The following is a 19978-nucleotide window of genomic DNA, read 5'->3' as shown; positions in this document are numbered from 1 at the left end:
GTGTCCATAGCGTCAACCGGTCCGACCGGGCCGCCCTTCGTGGGCGGTACGGACCAACATCCACCCGGTGTCCGTGCGTTCGACGAACCCCAGTGCACGCAATTCGTGGAGTCGCCCGAGCGTGTCGGGGACACCCGCTCCGGCGGCCGCGGCGAGGTCCTCGGCGGTGGCCGTCCCGTGCCCAGGAAGGGCCTCGAGGACCCGGGCCGTCGCGGCGGGCAGCCGGTCCCGGGGCAGCGCCGCTCCTCGGCGCACGGGAGCCAGGTCGGCGCCGATCTCCCCCACCATCTCCAGCACTTCGGCGGCGTCGGTGACCACCACCGCGTCCTTGCGCAGGAGTTCGTGCACGCCCTCGGACAGGCCGCTGGTGCACGGGCCCGGCACTCCTATGGTGATCCGGCCCAGGGCCGTGGCGCGGCGGGCGGTGATCAAGGAACCGCTGCGGTAGCGGGCTTCGACCACCACCGTGCCGCGGGTCAGCGCGGCGATGACCCGGTTGCGGAGCACGAACCTTCTCTGCACCAAGTCAAGTGGGCTGGCCATGGTGATCCGAGTCGGCGCCGAGGGCTGAAAACTCCCTGCGGTCGTTTGTGCGACAGACGTAGTGTGGCTCGGTTGCCGTGCAGCGTCCGACCTCCGGCATGATCTCGAAGGACACCGATGAACTCGCCGAACCTCTTTCCCTCGCTCACGGCCTGGATGGGTGCCACTCCCGCCTCCCATCCCCTGCGGGATCTTTTCGACACCGCGGAAGATGGCGACCACCCCACGAGCTTCCGACGGTCCGTCCTGCAGGCGTTCGACGACATCATCGGGACCTTGGAGCGCGCCCAGCCCCTGCACCTCGGGCAGCCGAAGAGGGACTTCCTCAGGGCCAAGACGGACGACGACCTCATGATCGTCCGCGCCGAGCTGGTTGCCGGCGCGAAGCTCGCTCGCGCCGGTGTCCCGTTCGACTTCGGCACTCGGAACGGGAGTCCCGAACCGGATCTGATCTTGCGGGAGGCGAATCTCAGCATCGAGGTGAAGGCGCGTCGGCTCAACGGCTTGAAGGATCTGGAGAAGGAGCTGACGTCCACCCTTGATGAGGCCGGGCTCCCGGCGATCGTCCATCTCGTCTGCCGCGAACGGCCGCTTGAGATCAAGAAGGACGTTCGCGAGGCGATCGTCGAGGAGACGCTCACCCGAGTCCGCAACCGCGCGTGGGGGTCCGCGGTTACCCAGCTGGAGCGGCCGTGGGCGGCCACTCCGCAGCTGGCTCTCACTGTGCGGGTGTTCGAGGCTCCGGCTGAGGCCGGGACGTCCGTGGTAGTCGAGGACGGGTTCGAGCTGTCCGGGCATCTTGAGGATGTCGAGGGCCAGGTGCTGGCCGTGCTGAACGACGAGCAGAAGGTCAAGCAGGCCGAGGCCAGGCCGACCATCCTGTTGGTCGACATCGCCCGCACCGGCATGTCCTGGATGAGATCACCGATGAGCTGGGCTCCCCGCCTCGCCGAGTTGCTGCCGGACGACACCCCCTTCGTGGGCGTCGGGGTGATGCTGCAGACGCTGGACAATGCGGACGTGCCGATCTCCTTCGCTCTGCGGGCGAACGCCGATGCGGCCGACTTGGACGCCGCCAAGAAGCTGGCGGTCGATCTCGGGCTCACGTTGACCGAGTAAACGCTGCCGCGGATGTGGGGTGGTCCTGGCGACGGCGGTCGTCAGGACCATCCCCGTTCGTGCCGGGCCTGCGGGCACCTGCTCGTCGGGCGGGGAGCCGATTGCGGCTGTCAGTCGGATTGCGGGCGGGTGGTCGGGATTCCGAGGGTGACGGGGGCACGACGTGTGAGCCGTGCTGCGTCGGCCTGTTTGGTGCGGACGAAGGTCAGGGTCAGGTCGATGCCTTCGACCTCGCCGAGCCACTGCTCGTCCTCTGCTCGTTTGCGGCGGAGGAGCAGGTCTTTCTCGATCTCGGCGAGCCGCGGCAGCATCTTGGGATTGATCTGGAGCATCGGGCATCGGATGCACGCGTGCTCATGCTGGCAGGGTGATCCGTAGGGTCGAGCGCAGCTGCCGAGCTCGACCTTGCGCTTGTCGAAGTGCTCTTCGAACTCGGCCCACTCCTGCGCCGTGACCTCCGGGTACTCGTGTTCGGGTCGCAGGGTTCGGCGGTGGTTCAGGAACTCCTGGTAGTGCTGCACGATGTCCTCGGCGAAGACGGCGACGTAGCCCTGCGTGGTCTGAAGGTTCAGGTGTCCGAGCAGGGCGGCGCCGATGTGGATCGGCAGGCCGCTGTTGACGATCTCGGTGGCGAACAGCCGGCGGAAGTCGTGCGGGGTGAACTTGGTGCCGGCGAAGTCCAGGTTGTATTCGGCGATCTCCTCGCAGCTGCGGGCGAGCATGCTCAGAACCGTGCCGGGTGCCATGACGTTGCGGGCGGAGCCGAGTTGCCGCTGGAACAGGAAGGGCATGGGCTCTGACCAGTTCTTTTCGTGTCCGTCGTAGCGGCTGAGGAGTGGAACGGCCTGACCGTTTCGGGTTTGTCGCCGGATGATCTGCGCGACGGCGTGGAAGAGCTCGGCGGACATGGGGATGACACGCTCGCGTTCGCTCTTCGAGGGTGCGACGACCAAGAGGGCGATCACCTCGCCGCTGGGCCGTTCGTATTGGCGGATGCTGAGGTGGGTCAGCTCCACGAGTTCCTCGACGCGGATGCCGCTGTGCCGTAGAACCTCGATTGCCACCCACTCCCAGAACGCTGCGTCCTCCGCCATGGTCACGTTGATCATCTCGCCCGTGTCGTCGTCGATGACGCGGACGGACGGCTCGGTGAGGATGTTGGCCCGCCTGCGGTCCTCGCGGGAGTCGGTGCGGGTGTAGGGGCGCCCCTGGTGCTCGAACGGCTGACCCAGCGGGACCGGACGGGCCGCCTCCAGGAGGCCGGCGAGGTGCTCGTGGCGGTCCTCGACGTGGCGGGCAAGGACCGGCAACAGAGGCTGGCGGACGCGGGTGCGGTCGGCCATCCGACGGTTCACTTCGCGCCGGCGCTTGCCGAACCCCTTAAGGTCGCGGGGCAGGATGGGGCAGGGAGCCACCCACTGTGCCCAGCGCTCCGGCTCTGCGATGGCCCAGCTGTGCAGATCGACGTAGAGGCCGCGGACGGCCAGCAAGATGGCGGCGTCGTCCTTGCGGAACCGGGTCCGGTCGGCCTTGCCGTCCTTCCTCCAGTAGCGCAGCTCGGCCCTCCATTGGTCGTAGAGCTCCTGGCTGAGGTGCAGGTCCTCCTGCTGGGGGTTGAGTTCCTCGATGACAGACCAGAACAGGCTGGTCAGGTTCCGGGCCAGTCCTTCCAGGGTGATGTAGTCGGTGTCCGCCTTCCGCCTGGTCAGGTAGTCAATCAGCAGTTGCCGGACACCGGCGTTGGTGATGCTGTAGCGGTCGACCAGTTCCTCGACGGTCCGCTGACCGTCGTAGATGTAGGTCCGGAGGGTCGGGGCCGTCCCGGGTGGGAAATGCCCCATCTTGTGCAGGATCTCCCAGGCGCCCAGCGCCGCGAAACGGGTGGTGTCCTTGTTTGCGCCGTGGGTGAGACCCAGCCGCTTGTTCTCCAGGGAGTAGTGCAGCAGGGCGGACGGGGTCAGGTGGTCCAAGGCGATGCCCTGCGTGGTGAGGGCGCAGGCGATGTCGAACTTCGCGCGCTGCCGGTGAACCACGCTGAGCTGCTGCTGGGCGTCCGCCGTCTTGAAGAACTCGTCCAGCCGGACGTCCCGTTGAACCTTGCGGAACGGCTCGGGGTAGTCGGAGAACTTGTTCGCCCTGAATCCCGGGAGGCTGGGCTGGATGATGCGCGCGGCGAAGGCCATCTTCAGCGCTGAGAGCATGTTGCTGCTGTCGTAGCCGACCCCGGGCCGCGCGAGGACGTTGATCGCGGGCGCGTTCTCCTCGTTGAAGCCGCTGGCCTCCCAGCGTTCCTGCCAGGTCTCCCCCGGCTGTGTTTCCAGGTGGCCGAAGAGCATCCGGATTCCGGCCCTGCGCTTTTCGACCGCGGATCGGGTCTGGGCGGGCAGCATGTCGGCGGCGAGATCACACAGGTCGTTGACGCTGGCCCTCGACAGGTCCCCGAACGGTGCCGGAGGCTTCGCGGGCCGTGGCGCCGGGGCTGCCTTCACTGCGGCTCTGGTGAACCGCGTGGGGTCCTTCGGCCTGGGCGTCTTGTCGTAGCGCTGGCGCCGGTTGCGGACCGTGTAGGTCTCGACCGTCGTGCGGCTAGGCACCGAACACCGCCTTGATGTCCTCGGGGTCGTAGCCGGCGGTGAACGTGCGCTGGACGCGCGGCCGGTTGTAGTGGGCCTGCAGGGCGTCGAAGAGGTCCTCGACCCGGGCGTTCAGGTAGCGGCCGGTGGTGGCCAAGTCGGTGTGCCGCATGATCGCGCGGACCTCGGCGAGTGTGAGATTGGGGTCGTTCGCCATCCTGGTCGCGGCAGTGTGCCGCAGGTCATGAAGGGTCCAGTTGGTGCCGAGCTTCTCGTTCGCCCGCTGGATGACCCGCCGCATCGCCCAGTAGGTCAGCGGCCGGTCTGGTCCTCGCCGTGCGCGAAGGATCGGTTCGCCGGCGGGCGGCAGTCCGATGTGGTCGAGGTAGGCGGCCAGGACGGTCAGGGCCTGCGGGCTGGCCGGCACCTGCTCGCGGTCGTCGGTGCCCTTGGTGACCACCCAGATGAGCTGCTTGGGCCAGTCAATGTCGCCGGGGGTGACGCCGAGCAGTTCGCTCGCGCGGGAGCCGCTGGAGACGTAGAGCAGGGTGGCGGCCCGGTCGCGGTCGCACGTCATAGCCTCGAAGAACTCGTCCCACATCGCGTCGGGGATCGAACGGGGGTCGCCCCGGCGGACCCGCTGCCGCAGCCGGGCCCGGCGAAGCTCTGGCACCTCGCTGTCCGGTGCCCTATGGGCCAGGGCTCGGCGCATGGTGCGCGATTCAGGGACCGGATTGACCAGCGGGCCGCGGTTGTAGTACCGGTGGTAGGCGTAGAAGCTGCAGACCACGGTCAGGCAGTGGTTGATCGTGCTGGGGGCGTACCCGGGTTTGAGGTATGGCTTGCCGGTGCGTGGGTTGACCGAGCCAGGCTGCGGAGCGTTCGGGTTCCGGCGGCGCCGCTGTGGGTTCGGGGCGACGCGGAGCCAGCCCACGAGCGCGGACGCTTCTGCCTCGGTCGCCCGGTCCCAAGGGACGTCGAGGAACCACAGCAGCCGGTACCACCGCAGGAGGTCGTACGCGTAGCTCTTCGCGGTCAGGGGCCTGTTGTCGTCCAGGATCAAGTTCCGGAGGTACGAAACGACGGGGGCAACGTGAGTCCCATCCGGGGCGAGAACGGCGTGCCCGGGTACGTGCTCCAGCTCGACGACCGAACCGATACGCGGCACGTCGGTCAGGCCCTCGATCAGCTGGTGGCGCAAGTCTTGCAACTGAAATCCCTCGCAGGCGTAGATCATCTCCTCCACGATCGGAGATGCTTGGTGCAGTTAACACACCGGCTGCGGGTCGGATGATCGCCGGGCGGCAACTCCCCGATCAGCAGACCGTGTTCGGCGATCCGCCCGATGAGGTCGGCGTTGCCGCGCGGATACGCCACGTCGACCCCGCCGGCCACCACGCCGATGGTGGCTCCGCCCGCCGCCAGCGCGGCCCGGTGGGCCGCGCCGTCGACTCCGTAGGCGGCCCCGGAGACCACCACCCAGCCGGCCGCCGCCAGGCCCGACCCGAGCAGGGCGGCCATGTGGACGCCGTAGTCGGTGCAGGCCCGGGCGCCGACCACCGCGACGGAGCGCAGCGCCCACATCCGCAGCGAGGCATCACCGCGGACCCACAGCCCGTAGGGGCGTTCGTCGCCGAGGTCGTCCAGCTGGCCTGGCCAGTCGCCGTCGCCCGGGCAGACGAAACGGCCGCCCACCCGCAGGGCCGCCGCCAGGTCACCGACCGGGTCGGCGCGCGGCGCCCGCAGCAGATAGCCCTCGGTGCGGCGCGGGCCGGCCCCCAGGAACTTCCTGCCGGTCCGCGCGGCCCGCAGTGCCTCCTCCGCGCCCAGTTCGCGCACCGCCCGCCCCATCACCGGGTCTCCCGGCTCGGCGACCCTGGTCAGGGCCACCCGGGCGAGCCGCTCCTGCCATCCGGCGGTCGCGTCCAGGCCGTCCCGCCCGGCGGCCCCGCCCCGTGCGTAGTAGCGCCGCAGCTCCTCCTCCACAGCCGCCGCTCCCGGCCCGAGCCGGTTCGGTGGCGGGCCCGGCACCTGCGCGGGTCCGTCGCCCGGCCCGGCGTACGGCACGGCCCCGGGCGACTGCCCGGGCACGGCCCCGGCCCAGAGCCCTGGCCCCGCTCCCTGCGCGCTCTCCGAGGCTTCCTCGGGCCCCGGCCGGGGCCCGGACGCCTCCTGCCGGGGGCTCACGCCGTGCTCGCCAGGGCCGCGCCGCGGTTGAAGCCGCTGCGGAGCTGGAGGGCCTTGAGGACGTCGCCGGCGTCGGGCCTGGGGTGGGCGGCGAGGTCGGCGAGGGTCCAGGAGACGCGCAGGACACGGTCCAGGCCGCGGGCGGTGAGCAGACCGCGTTCCATGTCGCGCTCGGCGGCGTGCAGGGCGCCGGGGGCGGCGTGCCAGCGGGTGCGGATCTCGTGGCCGGGGACCTCGCTGTTCATCCGCCAGGGGGTGTCCCGGTAGCGGGCGGCGGCCCGGGCGCGCGCCTCCTGCACGCGGGCCGCGACCTGCGCGCTGGACTCGCCGCGGCCGTGGCCGATGAGTTCGCTCCGGCTGACCGTGTCGACCTCGACCCGCAGATCGACCCGGTCGAGCAGCGGGCCGGACAGCCGGGCCTGGTAGCGGCGCACCGCGTTCGGCGAGCAGTCGCAGCCGCCGAGCAGCGAGTAGCGCCCGCAGGGGCAGGGGTTGGCGGCCAGCACCAGCATGAACCGGGCGGGCAGCCGCATCACCCCGGCGGTCCGCGCGACCACGATGTGCCCCGACTCCAGCGGCTGCCGCAGGGCGTCCAGCGAGCGGACGCTGAATTCCGGAGCCTCGTCCAGGAAGAGCACCCCGCGGTGGGCCAGGGACACCGCTCCGGGCCGGGGAAGGCCGCTTCCGCCGCCGACCAGGGACGGCATGGTGGCCGAGTGGTGGGGAGCGCAGTAGGGCGGTGTGTCGACCAGCGGGCGGCCGGGCGGAAGGATGCCGGCCACCGAGTGGACCGCCGTGACCTCCAGGGACTCCTGCCGGCTGAGCGGCGGGAGGATCCCGGGGAGGCGCTCGGCCAGCATCGTCTTGCCGGCGCCGGGCGGCCCCTTGAGGTAGAGGTGGTGTCCGCCGGCCGCGGCGACCTCCAGGGCGAGCCGGGCGGCCGGCTGCCCGGCGACGTCGGCGAGGTCCCGGCGTTCGGCTGCGGCCGTGCCGCCGCCCAGGCTGCTCACCAGGCCGTCCCCGGTGCCGCCGGGCACGGTGAGCCCGGCCAGCATCGGATCGGGCCGGCCCTCCAGGTCGAGGCCGTGCCCGTCCTCCTCCGGGACGGGTTCCTCGTTGAGGACGGCGATGAGCTGCCGCAGGGAGCGGACGCCGAGCACGGACACCCCGGGGACCAGCGCGGCCTCCGCGGTGGTCCGTTCGGGCACCACCACCTGCCGGTATCCGGCGTCGGCGGCGGCGAGCACCGCCGGCAGGACGCCCCGGACCGGCCGGACCCGACCGTCCAGGCCGAGTTCGCCGATCATCATCAGGTCGGCGATGGAGGCGGGGGCGATGCGGTCGTTCGCCGCCAGCACCGCGCAGGCCACCGCCAGGTCGAAGCCCGAGCCGCCCTTGGGCACGGAGGCCGGGCTGAGGCCGACGGTGAGCTTCTTCTGCGGCCAGGTCTCGCCGCTGTTCACGATGGCGGCGCGCACCCGGTCCCGGCTCTCGGTGAGGCTCTTGTCGGGCAGGCCGACCAGGGCGAAGGCGGCGACGCCGGGTTCCAGGTCGGCCTGGACCTCGACCACGACGCCTTCGACGCCGACCAGCGCGACCGAGCAGGTGCGGGCGAAGCCCATCACGCCACCCCCCGGGCGTGCTCGACGCGTGCCGCCCCGCGGGCGGGCAGCGTCACCCCGACCAGGTCGATGCGGATCCCGCCCGGCGGCGCTCCGCCGTGTTCCGCGGTCCAGCGCTCGGCGAGCGAGCGCAGTCGGGCGAGCTTGGCGGGTGTCACGGCGGCCATGGGCGGCTGGAAGCCGCCCTCACGGCGCGTCTTGACCTCGCACACCACCAGGGCGTCCCCGTCGGTCGCGAGGATGTCGATCTCCCCGCGCCGCCCGCACCGCCAGTTCCTGGCCAGGACGTCGAGCCCCGACTCCTGCAGCATCCGGGCGGCCACGTCCTCGCCGTACCGCCCCAGCGCGCCTCGCGCGTTCATCCGAGCCACCTCCGTCACTCACGGTGAAGTACCGTGAGTTCACTGTGACAGAGGGATTCCGCCCCGCGATGATCTTGAACGTCGGCCTGTGGATAACCCGGGAAACGAGCCCGGGGAAGCCCGAGGGAACCCGAGGCAGCCTGCGAGAGGCCCGGGGAGGCCCGGGGAGGCCCGGCGGCCCCGGGCGACCCCCGCGGCTCAGCCGTTGAAGCCGGAGTTGTCCGAGGGGAGGTCGAGGTCCGCCTTGTTCAGCTCCTCGATGTTCACGTCCTTGAAGGTGAGCACGCGGACCTGCTTGACGAAGCGGGCCGGCCGGTACATGTCCCACACCCAGGCGTCGGCCATGGAGACTTCGAAGAAGACCTCACCCTGCACCGAGTGCACCTGCATCTCGTAGTCGTTGGTGAGGTAGAAGCGCCGCTCGGTCTCGATCACGTACTTGAAAAGGCCGACGACGTCGCGGTACTCCCGGTAGAGCTTCAGCTCCATCTCGGTCTCGTATTTTTCGAGGTCCTCGGCGCTCATGGCATGTTCCCCTTCAGCCGTACGTGCCCCCCATTGTGCGTCACACCGTCTCATGTGGGAGGCGAAGTTCGACGCGGGTCACCTCCGCCGGGTCACCCGGTCATCTGCGCCGCGTCACCAGCTTCGCCACCGGCTCGTACGCCGCGCCGCCCAGGATGAGCACCGCGCCCGCGATCACCATCAGCACGATCCAGGGCAGCGGCCCCTGCGGGGACCGGCCGCCGCCGGGCAGCGCGTCGAACGCGGCCGTCGTCGGCAGCATGCCCATCCGGCCGGCCGGCCAGGCCAGCGCGTCGACCCGGCCCTTGACGTCGGAGGCGGGGACGGCGCCGCCCTCGGCGTCGTCCAGATGGAGGCGGGAGTCCTCGGAGACCGAGCGGTTGTCGCCCAGCATGAACAGCTCGCCCTTGGGGACGGTCGTGTGGAACGAGTCGAGTGACGCCGGGCCTCCGCCGCGCACATACGTCTCGTCGACCGGCTTGCCGTTCACGGTCATCCGGCCCTGCTTGTCGCAGCAGGCCACGACGTCGCCGCCGACCGCGACGACCCGCTTGACCAGCGGCGAGTTGCCCCACAGCTTGTCCCGGAAGACCACCACGTCGCCGCGGTGCACCTCGGAGCCGGACACCTTCTGGGCCAGCACCTTGTCGCCGGGGTCGACGGTGGGCTGCATGGAGGCGGTCGGCACGGTGTAGGGGCGGTACTCCACCGCTGCCCAGGCGAACCCGCCGAGGAAGAGCACGCAGCCGAGGGCGACGGCCAGCCCGGACACCATGCGTCCTGGCCGGCCTGCGCGGTCCCTGCGTATCGCGGCGGTGCCGCTGGTCGTCGTGGCGCTCATGGACCGGAACCCTACCGGGCGGTACGAGCCGCGGTCAGCCCTCGGTGGACGAGTTCCGCAACAGCCGCCTCCTGCGCACCAGCACCAGCGGCAGGGCGCCCGCCACTCCGGCGGCCGCCGGCACGCCCGTGTTGAGCGCGTTGATCCCCGGCTGGGAGAACGTGGAGGGGATGGACAGCCAGTCCCAGCGGTTGATCGGCCAGGCGATCACGATGGCGCGGCCGACGACGTCGCTGTCGGGGACGAAGCCGTGGCCGGCCTGCGTCATGTGGAAGCGCGAGTCCAGCGAGTCCTGGCGGTGGTCGCCCATCACCCAGATGTGGCCCTTGGGCACCTTGACGTCGAACGGCATCCCCGGGGTGCACGCCGTGTTACCCGGGTACACGTACGGCTCGTTCAGCGGCTTGCCGTTGACCATGACCGGGCCGCTGCCCTTGCAGGAGACCTCGTCGCCGCCGACGCCGATGACCCGCTTGATCAGGTCCTTCTCGTCCGCCGAGGGCATCAGGCCGATGAAGCTGAGGCCCTTCTGGATGCCGCGGACCACCGGGTTGCTGCTGGCCGGCGGGTTCTCCGGCAGCCAGCCGCCCGGGTCGTGGAAGACGACGACCTCGCCGCGGCTCGGCGTGGAGCCGAACCAGGGCGTCAGCTTGTCCACCAGCACGCGGTCGCCGCGCTGCAGGGTGTCCTGCATGGAGTCGGACGGGATGGAGAACGCCTGGACCAGGAACGTCTTGATCAGCAGCGCCAGCACCAGGGCGATGCCGATGAGCAGCGGGAGTTCCTTCCAGAACGAGCGCTGCTTGCTGCCGGAGTCGGGCGTGGGTCCGTCGCCGTCGTCGCCCCCGTCGCCCTGGGGAGGGTCGGCGGGGCCGCCGGCCCCCGCGCGGTGGGCGCCGGCCATGGCGAGGCCGGGCGCCGGCTCGTGCGTCAGCCCGTGCTGGCCGCCCAGGCCGTTGCCCTGGGCCGTCCCGTCGCCCTGGGCCACGCCGCCGCCCTGGGCGAAGGCGTTGCCCGCCGCCAGGCCGTTGCCGGACGGGAAACCGTTACCGGCAGCGTAGCCGTCCCCGGGTCCGTAGCCACCGGCCTGCGGGGCGCCGTTGCCGGACGCGTAGCCGCTGTCCTGCGGGGCGTCATAGCGGGGGGCGCCGCCGTGACCGGGTCCGGCACCGTAACCGGGGGTCGCGCCGTGCGCGGCCTCCCCGCCGGGACCGGGGACGCCGCCGTCGGAATCCGCGTTGTCGACCGGGGGCACCTTGGCTTCCTCCTTCTCGGGCTCGCCGGATCCAGACCGCGCGCCGACCACCAGGTCCCCCACATCCACTCCTCACTCCAGACTTCCGCCTGCCCCGAATTCGGCGCAGGCCCACCACCCCGATAACGATCGGGAGTTCCGCAGGAGTCGGCAGCTGGTTCGTCCTTTGACCATTGTTGGCCGAGCCCACCCTAGTGGGCGTACCTGTGGCCGTCGTGCTTGCCGCGCCCGGGCCCGGGACCGAGGCGTACGTCCCTGGCTCCTGGAGCCGGCGCCAGTGGCCGACCGGCCAGGCGATCACGAAGGCCCGGCCGACCACCAGGTCCTCCGAGATCGTGCCGCCTCCGGGCTGGTCGGTGTGGTATCGCGAGTCGGCCGAGTCGGAGCGGTGGTCCCCCATCACCCACAGGTGCCCGGGCGGGACGACGATGGAGAACTTCATCATCGACGGCGGATTCCCGTCGTACACGTACGGCTCACTCAGCGGCGTGCCGTTGACGGTGATGCGGCCGTCCTTGTCGCAGCAGGCGACCGTGTCGCCGCCCACGCCGATGACCCGCTTGATCAGATCCTGCTCACCGGAGGCGGGCAGCAGTCCGATGAAGGTGAAGAACTCCTTCACCTGTTTGACGACCACCGGGTCGGGCTTGGGCGCGGGCTCGCCGCTGAGCCAGCCGCCGGGGTCCTTGAAGACCACGACGTCGCCGCGGTGCGGCTCGGCGCCGAACCACGGGGTGAACTTGTCGACCAGCACGCGGTCGCCGATCTTGATGGTCTGCTCCATCGACCCCGAGGGGATCACGAACGCCTGGAGCAGGAAGGTCTTGAGCACCAGCGCGATCAGCAGCGCCACCATGACCAGCAGCGGCACTTCCCGCGCCAGCGAGCGGCGGCGCTTGCGGCGCACCTTGCGGGCCAGCTTGCGGCGCTCCACCCGACTGGTGCCGGTGCGCAGCGGCGGCGCGGCGGAGGCGTCGGTGGGGCCGTCCGCGGGCTCGGGCACTGGGGCCTTGTGGTGCCCGTAGCGCGGCTTGCCGCGGTTACCCATGCCGTCCGGCCGAGGGCTCGGGCGCGGCGGTGGTCACGGGTGTGGCGGTGGCCACGGCGGTCGTCCCGGGCACGGCGGGGGGTTCGGGCGCCGCGGCCGCCGGTGCGGGGACGCCGGAGAACGTCGCGGGGCGGTGCAGCCGGGTCCAGTGGCCGACGGGCCAGCCGATCCAGTCGGCGCGGCCGATCACCTTGCCGACGGGCACGGTGCCGCCGCCGGGGTCGCCGAGGTGGTCGCGGGAGTCGCGGGAGTCGTCGCGGTGGTCACCCATCACCCACAGCCTTCCCTCCGGGACCTCGATGTCGAACGGTACCCGGGAGGGCTGGTCACCGGGGTGCAGATAGGGCTCGTCGATCGGGTGACCGTTGACCAGGATGCGCCCCTGCCTGTCGCAGCAGGTGACCCGGTCGCCGCCGACGCCGATGACGCGTTTCACATAGTCCGTGCCGCCGGTCGTGGAGAACGAGTCCTCGCCGTCGAAGACGATGACGTCGCCGCGGTGCGGCGTGCCGCCGAACCGGTAGGCGAGCTTGTTGACGAGCACCCGGTCGCCGACCCGCAGCGTGTTCTCCATGGAACCGCTCGGGACCTCGAAGGGCTCCACCACGAAACGGCTGACCAGCAGCAGCGCGAGGGTGCAGCCGACGGCGAGCAGCAGGGTGCGCCGCCACTCCGACCACCAGCGCGCGGCGCGGGGCCACCGGACGACGGAACGCGACCGCTCCTCCGGATCCGCCTCGTCGGCGGGGAGGGAACGGTCGCGTCCCGGTGCCACTGCTTCGCTGTCCATCGCGGCGGAAGCTTATCCGGCCCGCGCCAAGGACAGGTCAAGCGCTCAGTTCTCGCGCTTCTCCTTGATCTTCGCGGCCTTGCCGCGCAGGTCGCGCAGGTAGTACAGCTTGGCGCGACGGACGTCACCGCGGGTCACGACCTCGATCTTCTCCACGATCGGGGTGTGCACCGGGAAGGTGCGCTCCACACCGACGGAGAAGCTGACCTTGCGGACCGTGAAGGTCTCGCTGACGCCCGCGCCCTGGCGGCGGATGACGACGCCCTTGAACTGCTGCACACGGGAGCGGTTGCCCTCGATGACGCGCACGTGGACGTTGACGGTGTCGCCGGGGCGGAACGCCGGGACGTCGGTGCGCAGGGAGGCGCTGTTGACGCCCTCGATCAGGTTGGTCATGGTGTTTCTGCTTCCTCGCCGATGCCACAGGTCATCGACGGAACGTCGTCATTCGTCGGGGATGCCGCCGGGGACCCGGTGGACGTCGTTCCCCCTGTGGCAGGGGCGCACGCCGGACGGGCAGCAGCCGCTCATTCTTCCACGGCGTCGGGGTTGCGCCCAAATCGGCCGTCGGGGCCGGGCTGCCAGCCGAGGATGCTGAGCATCTCGCGGTCCTTCTTGTCGAAGGCGGCCGGGTCGGCGCGGCGGATCAGGTCGGGGCGGTGGGCGGTGGTGCGGCGCAGCGCCTCGTCGCGGCGCCAGCGGGCGATCTTCCCGTGGTGGCCGCTGAGCAGCACGTCGGGGATGCCGCGGCCGCGCCACTGCGGGGGCTTGGTGTAGACCGGGCCCTCCAGCAGGTCGGCCATCGGGCCGGGGGCGAAGGAGTCGTCGGCGTGCGACTGGGCGTTGCCCAGGACGCCCGGCAGCAGCCGCGCGACGGCCTCGGTGATGACCAGGACGGCGGCCTCGCCGCCGGCCAGCACGTAGTCGCCGATGGACACCTCGTGGACGGGCAGCCGGGTGGCGTACTCGGCGGTCACCCGCGTGTCGATGCCCTCGTACCGGGCGGGGGCGAAGATCAGCCAGGGGGATGCCGCGAGCTCGACGGCGAGCGCCTGGGTGAAGGGCCGGCCGCTGGGCGTGGGCACGACGAGGGCCGGGCGGGCGGCGCCGGTCTCGTAGCCGTCGGCGAGGACGTCGTCGAGGGCCTCGCCCCAGGGGCCGGTCATCATGACCATGCCGGGGCCGCCGCCGTACGGGGTGTCGTCGACGGTGTTGTGGCGGTCGTGCGCCCAGCCGCGGAGGTCGTGCACGCGGACGTCGAGCCGCCCGGCGGCGCGGGCCTTGCCGACGAGCGAGACGTTCAGCGGTTCGAGGTACTCGGGGAAGATGGTGACGACGTCGATCCGCATGTCAGGCGTCACCAGCCGGGTCCTGGCCGCCGCCCGCGCGGGTGCCGTGGCCGGTGCTCGCGCCGTCGCCGGTGCTCGCGCCGTCGCTCTCGTCGGCGCCCTGCTCACCGCGGCTGGTCGCCACCTCCGCCTCGGCGTCGTCCAGCAGGCCGGGCGGCGGGTCGATGACCGCGCGCTGCTCCTCCAGGTCGATCTCCGGGACGATCTCGGAGACGAACGGGATGAGCACCTCGCCGCCCTCGGGGCGGGCCACCACCAGCAGGTCCTGGTACGGCAGATGCGTGATCTCGGAGATCCGGCCGACCGTGCGGCCGTCGCGGGTGACCACGTCCAGGTCGATGAGCTGGTGGTCGTAGAACTCCTCGGGGTCCTCCGGCCGTTCCTCCGGGTCGACCTCGGCGATCAGCAGGATGTTGCGCAGCGCCTCGGCGCCGGTACGGTCGCTGACGCCCTCGAACCGCAGCATCAGGCGGCCGCTGTGCACCCGCCCGGTGGCGATGGTCAGCGGGCCGGCGGAGGCGGGGTCGGTGTCGAGCACCGCGCCGGGCGCGAGCCGCAGTTCCGGCTCGTCGGTGCGCACCTCGACGCTGACCTCGCCCTTGATGCCGTGGGCGCGGCCGATCCGGCCGACTACGAGCTGCACGGAAGACTCCTGCTCCTGGAAAAGCCGCTGGTTGCGTGGGTGGGGTGCCGCCGGACGCGCCGCGGGGGGATCCGGCGGCGGGCGCGGGCCGGGTGGCCCCCGCCGTGCCGCGACGAAAAGCGCGGGCCGGGGGCGGCCTTCGCCGCCCCCGGCCCGCGCCGGTGTTCCGATGTGCCGAGCGCCGGACGGGTCCTCAGCGGACCTGGTCCACGTCGACGAGGTCGACGCGCACGCCACGGCCGCCCAGGGCACCCACGACGGTACGCAGGGCGCGGGCGGTACGGCCGTTGCGGCCGATCACCTTGCCGAGGTCGTCGGGGTGCACCCGGACCTCCAGCACGCTGCCGCGCCGCAGGTTGCGCATGTCGACCTGCACATCGTCGGGGTTGTCGACGATGCCCTTCACGAGGTGCTCAAGGGCCTCCTCGAGCATGCTCAGGCCTCGGTGGACTCGGCCGGGGCGGCAGCCTCGGCGTCGTCGGCCTTCTTCTCGGCCTTGTCAGCCTTCTTCGCCTTCGGGGTGATCGCCTCACCCTTGGGCTCGTCGGCGGTGTCCTTGGCGGCGGCCTCGAAGAGGGCGCGCTTGTCGGCCTTCGACTCGGCGACGAGCAGCGGCGCCGGGGCGGGCTCGCCCTTGTACTTCTGCCAGTCGCCGGTGAGCTTCAGGATGGCGAGGACGGGCTCGGTCGGCTGAGCGCCGACGGAGAGCCAGTACTGCGCGCGCTCCGAGTCGACCTCGATGCGCGACGGGTTCTGCACCGGGTGGTACAGGCCGATCTCCTCGATCGCCCGGCCGTCACGGCGGGTGCGGGAGTCGGCGACGACGATGCGGTAGTGAGGCGAACGGATCTTGCCCAGACGCTTCAGCTTGATCTTGACTGCCACGGGAGTGGGTTCTCCTGGTGTTGACGTGTTTGGGCGCGACGAACGGCCACGTGGGGTTGTGGAATCGTGCGCCCGGTGGACGCGTCAGCCGAAGGAGAGAGGGTTCCTGCACGGCTGTCGAGTTCTCAGCTGAACATTCTGCCATACCCGGCCGGGGCCCACGCACCCCGGCCGGGGACCTGTCGGTGCCGGCGCGGTGGCGGCGGTGGTGGCGGCGCGGGCCACGCCGCCGTCACGCCGCCCCCACGACCTCCGGGATGCGGAACGGCTGGCCGCAGGCGCCGCACATGATGGGGGCCTGGGCCAGGACGGAGGGGACGACGCGGACGTTGCGCCCGCAGTCGCACACCGCCTTGACCCGGACGCCGCCGCCGGACGAGCCGTGGCGGGCGGCCGGCCCGCGGAAGGCGCGGGTGGTGTCGGCGGTGGTGGCGACGGAGTGCGCCTTCAGGGCGCGCTGCAGCCGGTCGATGGTGCCCCGGTAGCGCTTCCGGGTGTCCGGCCGCATGACCACGAGCGAGAAGCCGCTGCTGGGATGCGGCTCCTCGGCGTGGTCGAGGCCCATCTCGTCGGCGATCGCGAGGAATCGGCGGTTGTGGTAGCGGCCGGCGCGGGAGGTGTCACGGATGCCGCGGGCGGCGGCGATACCGTGCACGGCCTCGTGCAGCAGCCTTTCGAAGGAGAGTTCCGTGCCGCACGCGGACGACGACTCTCCGATCAGGGACTCGGGCGCGGCCAGGTCGGGCAGCTCGGGGTGGTGCCGTTGAATGTCGGCCCACGCGACTGCCAGCTCGGCGGCGAGAACAGGTGGTGTCGTGCTCACGCCGTATCAACGAGCCGGACCGCCCCGGTGTTCCGATTCCGGGCCAGTCCAATTATTTTGCACTGATCGGTCAGTTCCGGATGATGGGCATGACGAGGGCGGGTGCGGAGGAGACCGGAGAAGCCGGAGAAGACCGGCGCACCCGGAGAAGCCTGCCGCACCCGCCCCAAGACAGGATGTTTGCCGCTTTCCCTACGTTTTCCCCGGCGATCCTCCGGCCGGGGCCCCGGACGTCAGTACGCCCGGGCGACGATCGCCACGGTGCCCGGGGCGTCGTCCGCGGTCGGCACCGAGCCGTCCTCGGCGACCAGGCAGCGCACCGACACGCCCTGCTCGGCGAGCTTGGCCTCGCCCTCGGGACCGAGGTCGGCCCACGGGATGCGCGCCCAGCCGGTGGCGGCGGCCTCGGCCGCCTCCTCGATGGTGCTCACCTCGACGGTGCGGGCCAGCCGGCGCTCGCGCGACTCCTGCAGCAGCCGCGCCTGGTCCTCCTCCAGCACTTTGGGCAGCAGGGTGTCCAGGATGTCCAGGGCGACCGGCTCCTTGCCGCCCGGGATGCGGCGGGCCAGCATCGCGGTGCCGCCCTCCAGGTCGCGCGGGCCGACCTCGACCCGCAGCGGGACACCCTTGAGCTCCCAGTCCACGGCCCGGCGGCCGAAGGGGGTGTCGGTCCGGTCGTCGACGACGACCCGCAGCCCGGCCGCGGTGAGCTTCTCGCCGATCTCACGGACCTTGGCGACCACCGCCTCGTCGTCCTTGATCGCCAGGACGACGACCTGGACGTGCGCGAGCCGCGGCGGCACCCGCAGGCCGTTGTCGTCGCCGTGCATCATCACCAGGGCGCCGATCATGCGGGTGGTGCTGCCCCAGGACGTCTGCCAGACGTGCTCCTGGGCGCCGTCCTTCGACAGGTACTGGGTCTGGAAGGCCTTGGCGAAGTTCTGGCCCAGCTCGTGGCTGGTGCCGAGCTGCAGCGCCTTGCCGTCACCCATCATCCCTTCGAGGGTGAGGGTGTTGATCGCGCCGGCGAAGCGCTCCTTGACCGTCTTGCGGCCCAGGACCACGTCCATCGCCAGGACGTTCTCCATGAAGTCGGCGTAGACGTCGCGCTGGATGCGGGAGGCGAAGGCCTGCGCGTCGGCCTGGGTGGCGTGCGCGGTGTGGCCCTCCTGCCAGAGGAACTCGGTGGTGCGCAGGAACAGGCGCGGGCGCAGCTCCCAACGCACCACGTTCGCCCACTGGTTGATCAGCAGGGGCAGGTCGCGGTAGCTCTGCACCCACTTGGAGAAGTACTCGTTGATGATCGTCTCGGACGTGGGCCGGACGACGATCGGCTCCTCGAGGTCCTTGCCGCCCGCGTGCGTGACGACGGCGAGCTCCGGGGCGAAGCCCTCGACGTGCTCGGCCTCCTTGGTCAGGTAGGACTGCGGGATGAACAGCGGGAAGTAGGCGTTCTGCACGCCGACCGCCTTGATCCGCGCGTCCATGTCCTGCTGCATCCGCTCCCACAGGCCGTAGCCGTACGGCCGGATGACCATGGTGCCGCGCACCGGGCCGTTGTCGGCCAGCTCGGCCTTGTTGATCAGGTCCTGGTACCAGCGCGGGAAGTCGTCCGCCTGGGGGGTGAGAACGGGAGCCTTAGCCATGCAGGCGATGGTACGGCCCGCCGCGGCCCGAGCGTGAATCGGCCACTGGTACCTGCCGGTAGCCGGAAGTTAACAAGAACGCCCCATCCGGACCCTGGACGGGACGCCCGATCCGGAGTTGTCTGGCTTTCGGGGACACCCGCTGCACTTCGGCGGAAAGTCCCCGAAAAGGATCACGGGGGCACAGCGCACGGCGTGAGGAACGAACGGCGGCTGATGGGGGCTTCCATGGCACCTACGCTCTATCGCGGATCCAGGCCCGGTGCGGAGGGCAGGGCGCGGGACTGGGCGGAAATCCAGGAACGGATGCTCGTTCCCCTCTACGACTCCGTGTACGACCGTCTCGAGGTCGGCACGGGAACCCGGCTGCTGGGCCTGGGCTGCGGCTCGGGCCTCGCCCTGTTGCTGGCGACGGCGCGCGGCGCGGCCGTCACCGGCTGCGAGCCGGACCGGCACCGGCTGGCCCTGGCCCGGCGCCGTTTCCGGCCGGAACCCTCGTGGGGACGCCGGGCCCGGCCGGCCGGCGGAACCACCCTGCTGGACTGCCTGCCGGACGGCAGCACACCGGCCATCGGCGACAGCGACGTCGTCACCGCCTTCGACCCGGCGGAGCCGGCCGCCGAACTGCGGCCCGCGCTGCGGGCGGTGGCCGCGAGGGCCCGGCACGGAACGGCGGTGGTGCTGGCCGGCTGGGGCCCGCCCGAGCGGTGTTCGGCGTCCCGGGTGCTGCGGGTCGCCGAGCGCCTGGCCGAGCCGCGCGGTCCCGCCTCGTTCGGTTACGGGATGCGGCTCAGCGGCCGCGACGACCTGGAGAACCTGGCCCGCGAGGCGGGTCTGCGGCCGGACGGCTCGGGACGGGTGGCCTGCCCGTTCGGCTATCCGGACCTGGACAGCGCGGTGCGCGGACTGCTGTCGACCGGGCTGTTCGACGCGGCGGTGGCCGCCACCGACCAGCAGCAGGTCGACAAGGAGATCGCCGAGGCACTGCACCCCTACCGCCGCGCGGACGGCTCGATCCGGATGGAGAACGTCTTCCGCTACGTCATAGCCCGCGTCTGATCCCCCCCGGCGGAAACCCGGTGGCCGGGGCCCGGCACGTGCGCGAGGCTGGCGCCATGCCCGAGTCCCGGCCGTACCGGTCCCAGCCGCAGTCACCGTCGTCCCCAGCGTCACCGACGTCCCCCGCGTCACCCGACGAGTCCGGCGCCCGGCCGGGGCCCGGCGGCGCGCCCGTGCTCCTGTCCCCCGGCGCCGTGACGTCCGTGCGCCTGGTCAAGGCGGGGCGCGAGAAGGTCCGCTACGACGCCCGCGTGCTGGGCGACGACGGCGTGCGGGTGACCGTCGAGGCGCCGTGGTCGCTGCCCACCACCCGCGACTTCGGGTTCGTGCGCTTCGAGCCCGGCGACGTCTTCACCGAGCACTACTGGCGCGACCGCTGGTACGCGGTGAAGGAGGTGCGGGACGCGCACGGCGGGCTCAAAGGCTGGTACTGCGACATCACCCGGCCGGTGGTGGCGACCGCGGACGGCGCGCTTGTCTCGGAGGACCTGGACCTGGATCTGTGGCGGTCGGCGGACGGCTCGGACGTCCGGCGCCTGGACGAGGACGAGTTCGCGGCCGGCGGCCTCGCCGAGCGGGACCCGCTCGCCGCCGCCCGCGCCGCCGGCGCCCTGGACGAACTGGAGGCGCTGGCCCGCGGCGACGGCTTCACCGCGCTGCTCGCCCCGCGCCGCTAGAGCCCTGTCGGACGCATCCCGCCTGCCCCTG

The 19978-nt window shown here is 71.8% G+C and carries 19 protein-coding genes and 2 pseudogenes; 3 read left to right on the top strand and 18 right to left on the bottom strand.

Going from position 1 to position 19978, the window contains the following annotated elements; genetic code table 11:
• Positions 1-12 precede the first annotated feature (12 nt).
• A pseudogene (locus K7862_RS37655) lies at positions 13-513 on the bottom strand (DNA-processing protein DprA); the annotation flags it as partial.
• Between the two features lie 147 nt (positions 514-660).
• Between K7862_RS37655 and K7862_RS37650 the strand changes: the two are divergent.
• A complete protein-coding gene (locus tag K7862_RS37650) occupies positions 661-1662 on the top strand; it encodes a hypothetical protein (RefSeq protein WP_262413343.1) in 1002 nt (333 codons plus the stop codon).
• Between the two features lie 110 nt (positions 1663-1772).
• Here the strand turns inward: K7862_RS37650 and K7862_RS17730 are convergent, their stop codons facing one another.
• The 17 genes and pseudogenes from K7862_RS17730 to proS form a co-directional block, all read right to left on the bottom strand.
• On the bottom strand, positions 1773-4256 hold the full coding sequence (locus tag K7862_RS17730; RefSeq protein WP_308012043.1) for a tyrosine-type recombinase/integrase: 2484 nt from the start codon (positions 4254-4256) through the stop codon (positions 1773-1775).
• Positions 4249-5445, bottom strand: a complete 1197-nt coding sequence (locus K7862_RS17725) for a tyrosine-type recombinase/integrase (RefSeq protein WP_262413342.1) — start codon at positions 5443-5445, stop codon at positions 4249-4251. The genes K7862_RS17730 and K7862_RS17725 overlap by 8 nt, the downstream gene beginning before the upstream one ends.
• Positions 5446-5504: 59 nt before the next feature.
• Positions 5505-6209: pseudogene (locus K7862_RS17720) on the bottom strand (DNA-processing protein DprA); the annotation flags it as partial.
• A gap of 209 nt (positions 6210-6418) precedes the next feature.
• Positions 6419-8044, bottom strand: coding sequence for a YifB family Mg chelatase-like AAA ATPase (locus K7862_RS17715; protein WP_222963594.1), 1626 nt, complete (start codon positions 8042-8044; stop codon positions 6419-6421).
• Entirely contained in the window at positions 8044-8406 is a 363-nt protein-coding gene (locus K7862_RS17710; protein ID WP_222963593.1) for a YraN family protein, read from the bottom strand. The genes K7862_RS17715 and K7862_RS17710 overlap by 1 nt, the downstream gene beginning before the upstream one ends.
• A 198-nt stretch (positions 8407-8604) precedes the next feature.
• Positions 8605-8931: a DUF2469 domain-containing protein gene (locus tag K7862_RS17705; protein WP_136723187.1), complete on the bottom strand. Its 327-nt coding sequence runs from the start codon at positions 8929-8931 to the stop codon at positions 8605-8607.
• A 100-nt stretch (positions 8932-9031) separates the two neighbouring features.
• Positions 9032-9772 carry a signal peptidase I gene (gene lepB / locus K7862_RS17700; RefSeq protein ID WP_222963592.1) on the bottom strand — a complete coding sequence of 247 codons (741 nt, stop codon included), beginning with the start codon at positions 9770-9772 and terminating at the stop codon, positions 9032-9034.
• 34 nt (positions 9773-9806) lie between these two features.
• Positions 9807-10676, bottom strand: coding sequence for a signal peptidase I (gene lepB, locus K7862_RS17695; protein ID WP_222963655.1), 870 nt, complete (start codon positions 10674-10676; stop codon positions 9807-9809).
• Positions 10677-10905: 229 nt separating this feature from the next.
• Positions 10906-12075 carry a signal peptidase I gene (gene lepB, locus K7862_RS17690; RefSeq protein WP_222963591.1) on the bottom strand — a complete coding sequence of 390 codons (1170 nt, stop codon included), beginning with the start codon at positions 12073-12075 and terminating at the stop codon, positions 10906-10908.
• Entirely contained in the window at positions 12068-12865 is a 798-nt protein-coding gene (gene lepB, locus K7862_RS17685) for a signal peptidase I (RefSeq protein ID WP_222963590.1), read from the bottom strand. The genes lepB (K7862_RS17690) and lepB (K7862_RS17685) overlap by 8 nt, the downstream gene beginning before the upstream one ends.
• Positions 12866-12910: 45 nt before the next feature.
• A complete protein-coding gene (rplS, locus tag K7862_RS17680; protein ID WP_222963589.1) occupies positions 12911-13261 on the bottom strand; it encodes a 50S ribosomal protein L19 in 351 nt (116 codons plus the stop codon).
• 131 nt (positions 13262-13392) lie between these two features.
• A complete protein-coding gene (gene trmD, locus K7862_RS17675; RefSeq protein ID WP_222963654.1) occupies positions 13393-14214 on the bottom strand; it encodes a tRNA (guanosine(37)-N1)-methyltransferase TrmD in 822 nt (273 codons plus the stop codon).
• A 1-nt stretch (position 14215) separates the two neighbouring features.
• Positions 14216-14857, bottom strand: coding sequence for a ribosome maturation factor RimM (gene rimM / locus K7862_RS17670; RefSeq protein WP_222963588.1), 642 nt, complete (start codon positions 14855-14857; stop codon positions 14216-14218).
• Between the two features lie 193 nt (positions 14858-15050).
• Entirely contained in the window at positions 15051-15290 is a 240-nt protein-coding gene (locus tag K7862_RS17665; protein ID WP_222963587.1) for an RNA-binding protein, read from the bottom strand.
• 2 nt (positions 15291-15292) lie between these two features.
• Complete coding sequence (gene rpsP / locus K7862_RS17660) at positions 15293-15742, bottom strand: 30S ribosomal protein S16 (RefSeq protein WP_222963586.1); 450 nt, start codon at positions 15740-15742, stop codon at positions 15293-15295.
• Between the two features lie 232 nt (positions 15743-15974).
• Positions 15975-16565 carry a hypothetical protein gene (locus K7862_RS17655; protein WP_222963585.1) on the bottom strand — a complete coding sequence of 197 codons (591 nt, stop codon included), beginning with the start codon at positions 16563-16565 and terminating at the stop codon, positions 15975-15977.
• A 233-nt stretch (positions 16566-16798) separates the two neighbouring features.
• Positions 16799-18211: a proline--tRNA ligase gene (gene proS, locus K7862_RS17650; protein WP_222963584.1), complete on the bottom strand. Its 1413-nt coding sequence runs from the start codon at positions 18209-18211 to the stop codon at positions 16799-16801.
• 228 nt (positions 18212-18439) lie between these two features.
• On the opposite strand from proS, the gene K7862_RS17645 reads away from it, so the two are divergent.
• Together K7862_RS17645 and K7862_RS17640 are read left to right on the top strand one after the other, a co-directional pair.
• Positions 18440-19270, top strand: coding sequence for an SAM-dependent methyltransferase (locus K7862_RS17645; RefSeq protein WP_372461583.1), 831 nt, complete (start codon positions 18440-18442; stop codon positions 19268-19270).
• A 194-nt stretch (positions 19271-19464) separates the two neighbouring features.
• Positions 19465-19947 carry a ribonuclease FAU-1 family protein gene (locus tag K7862_RS17640; RefSeq protein ID WP_308012042.1) on the top strand — a complete coding sequence of 161 codons (483 nt, stop codon included), beginning with the start codon at positions 19465-19467 and terminating at the stop codon, positions 19945-19947.
• Positions 19948-19978 lie beyond the last annotated feature (31 nt).

Origin of the sequence: Actinacidiphila acidipaludis (assembly GCF_019890725.1) — a bacterium.
Taxonomy (GTDB): domain Bacteria; phylum Actinomycetota; class Actinomycetes; order Streptomycetales; family Streptomycetaceae; genus Actinacidiphila; species Actinacidiphila acidipaludis.
This window is presented reverse-complemented; position numbering and strand designations above follow the sequence as displayed.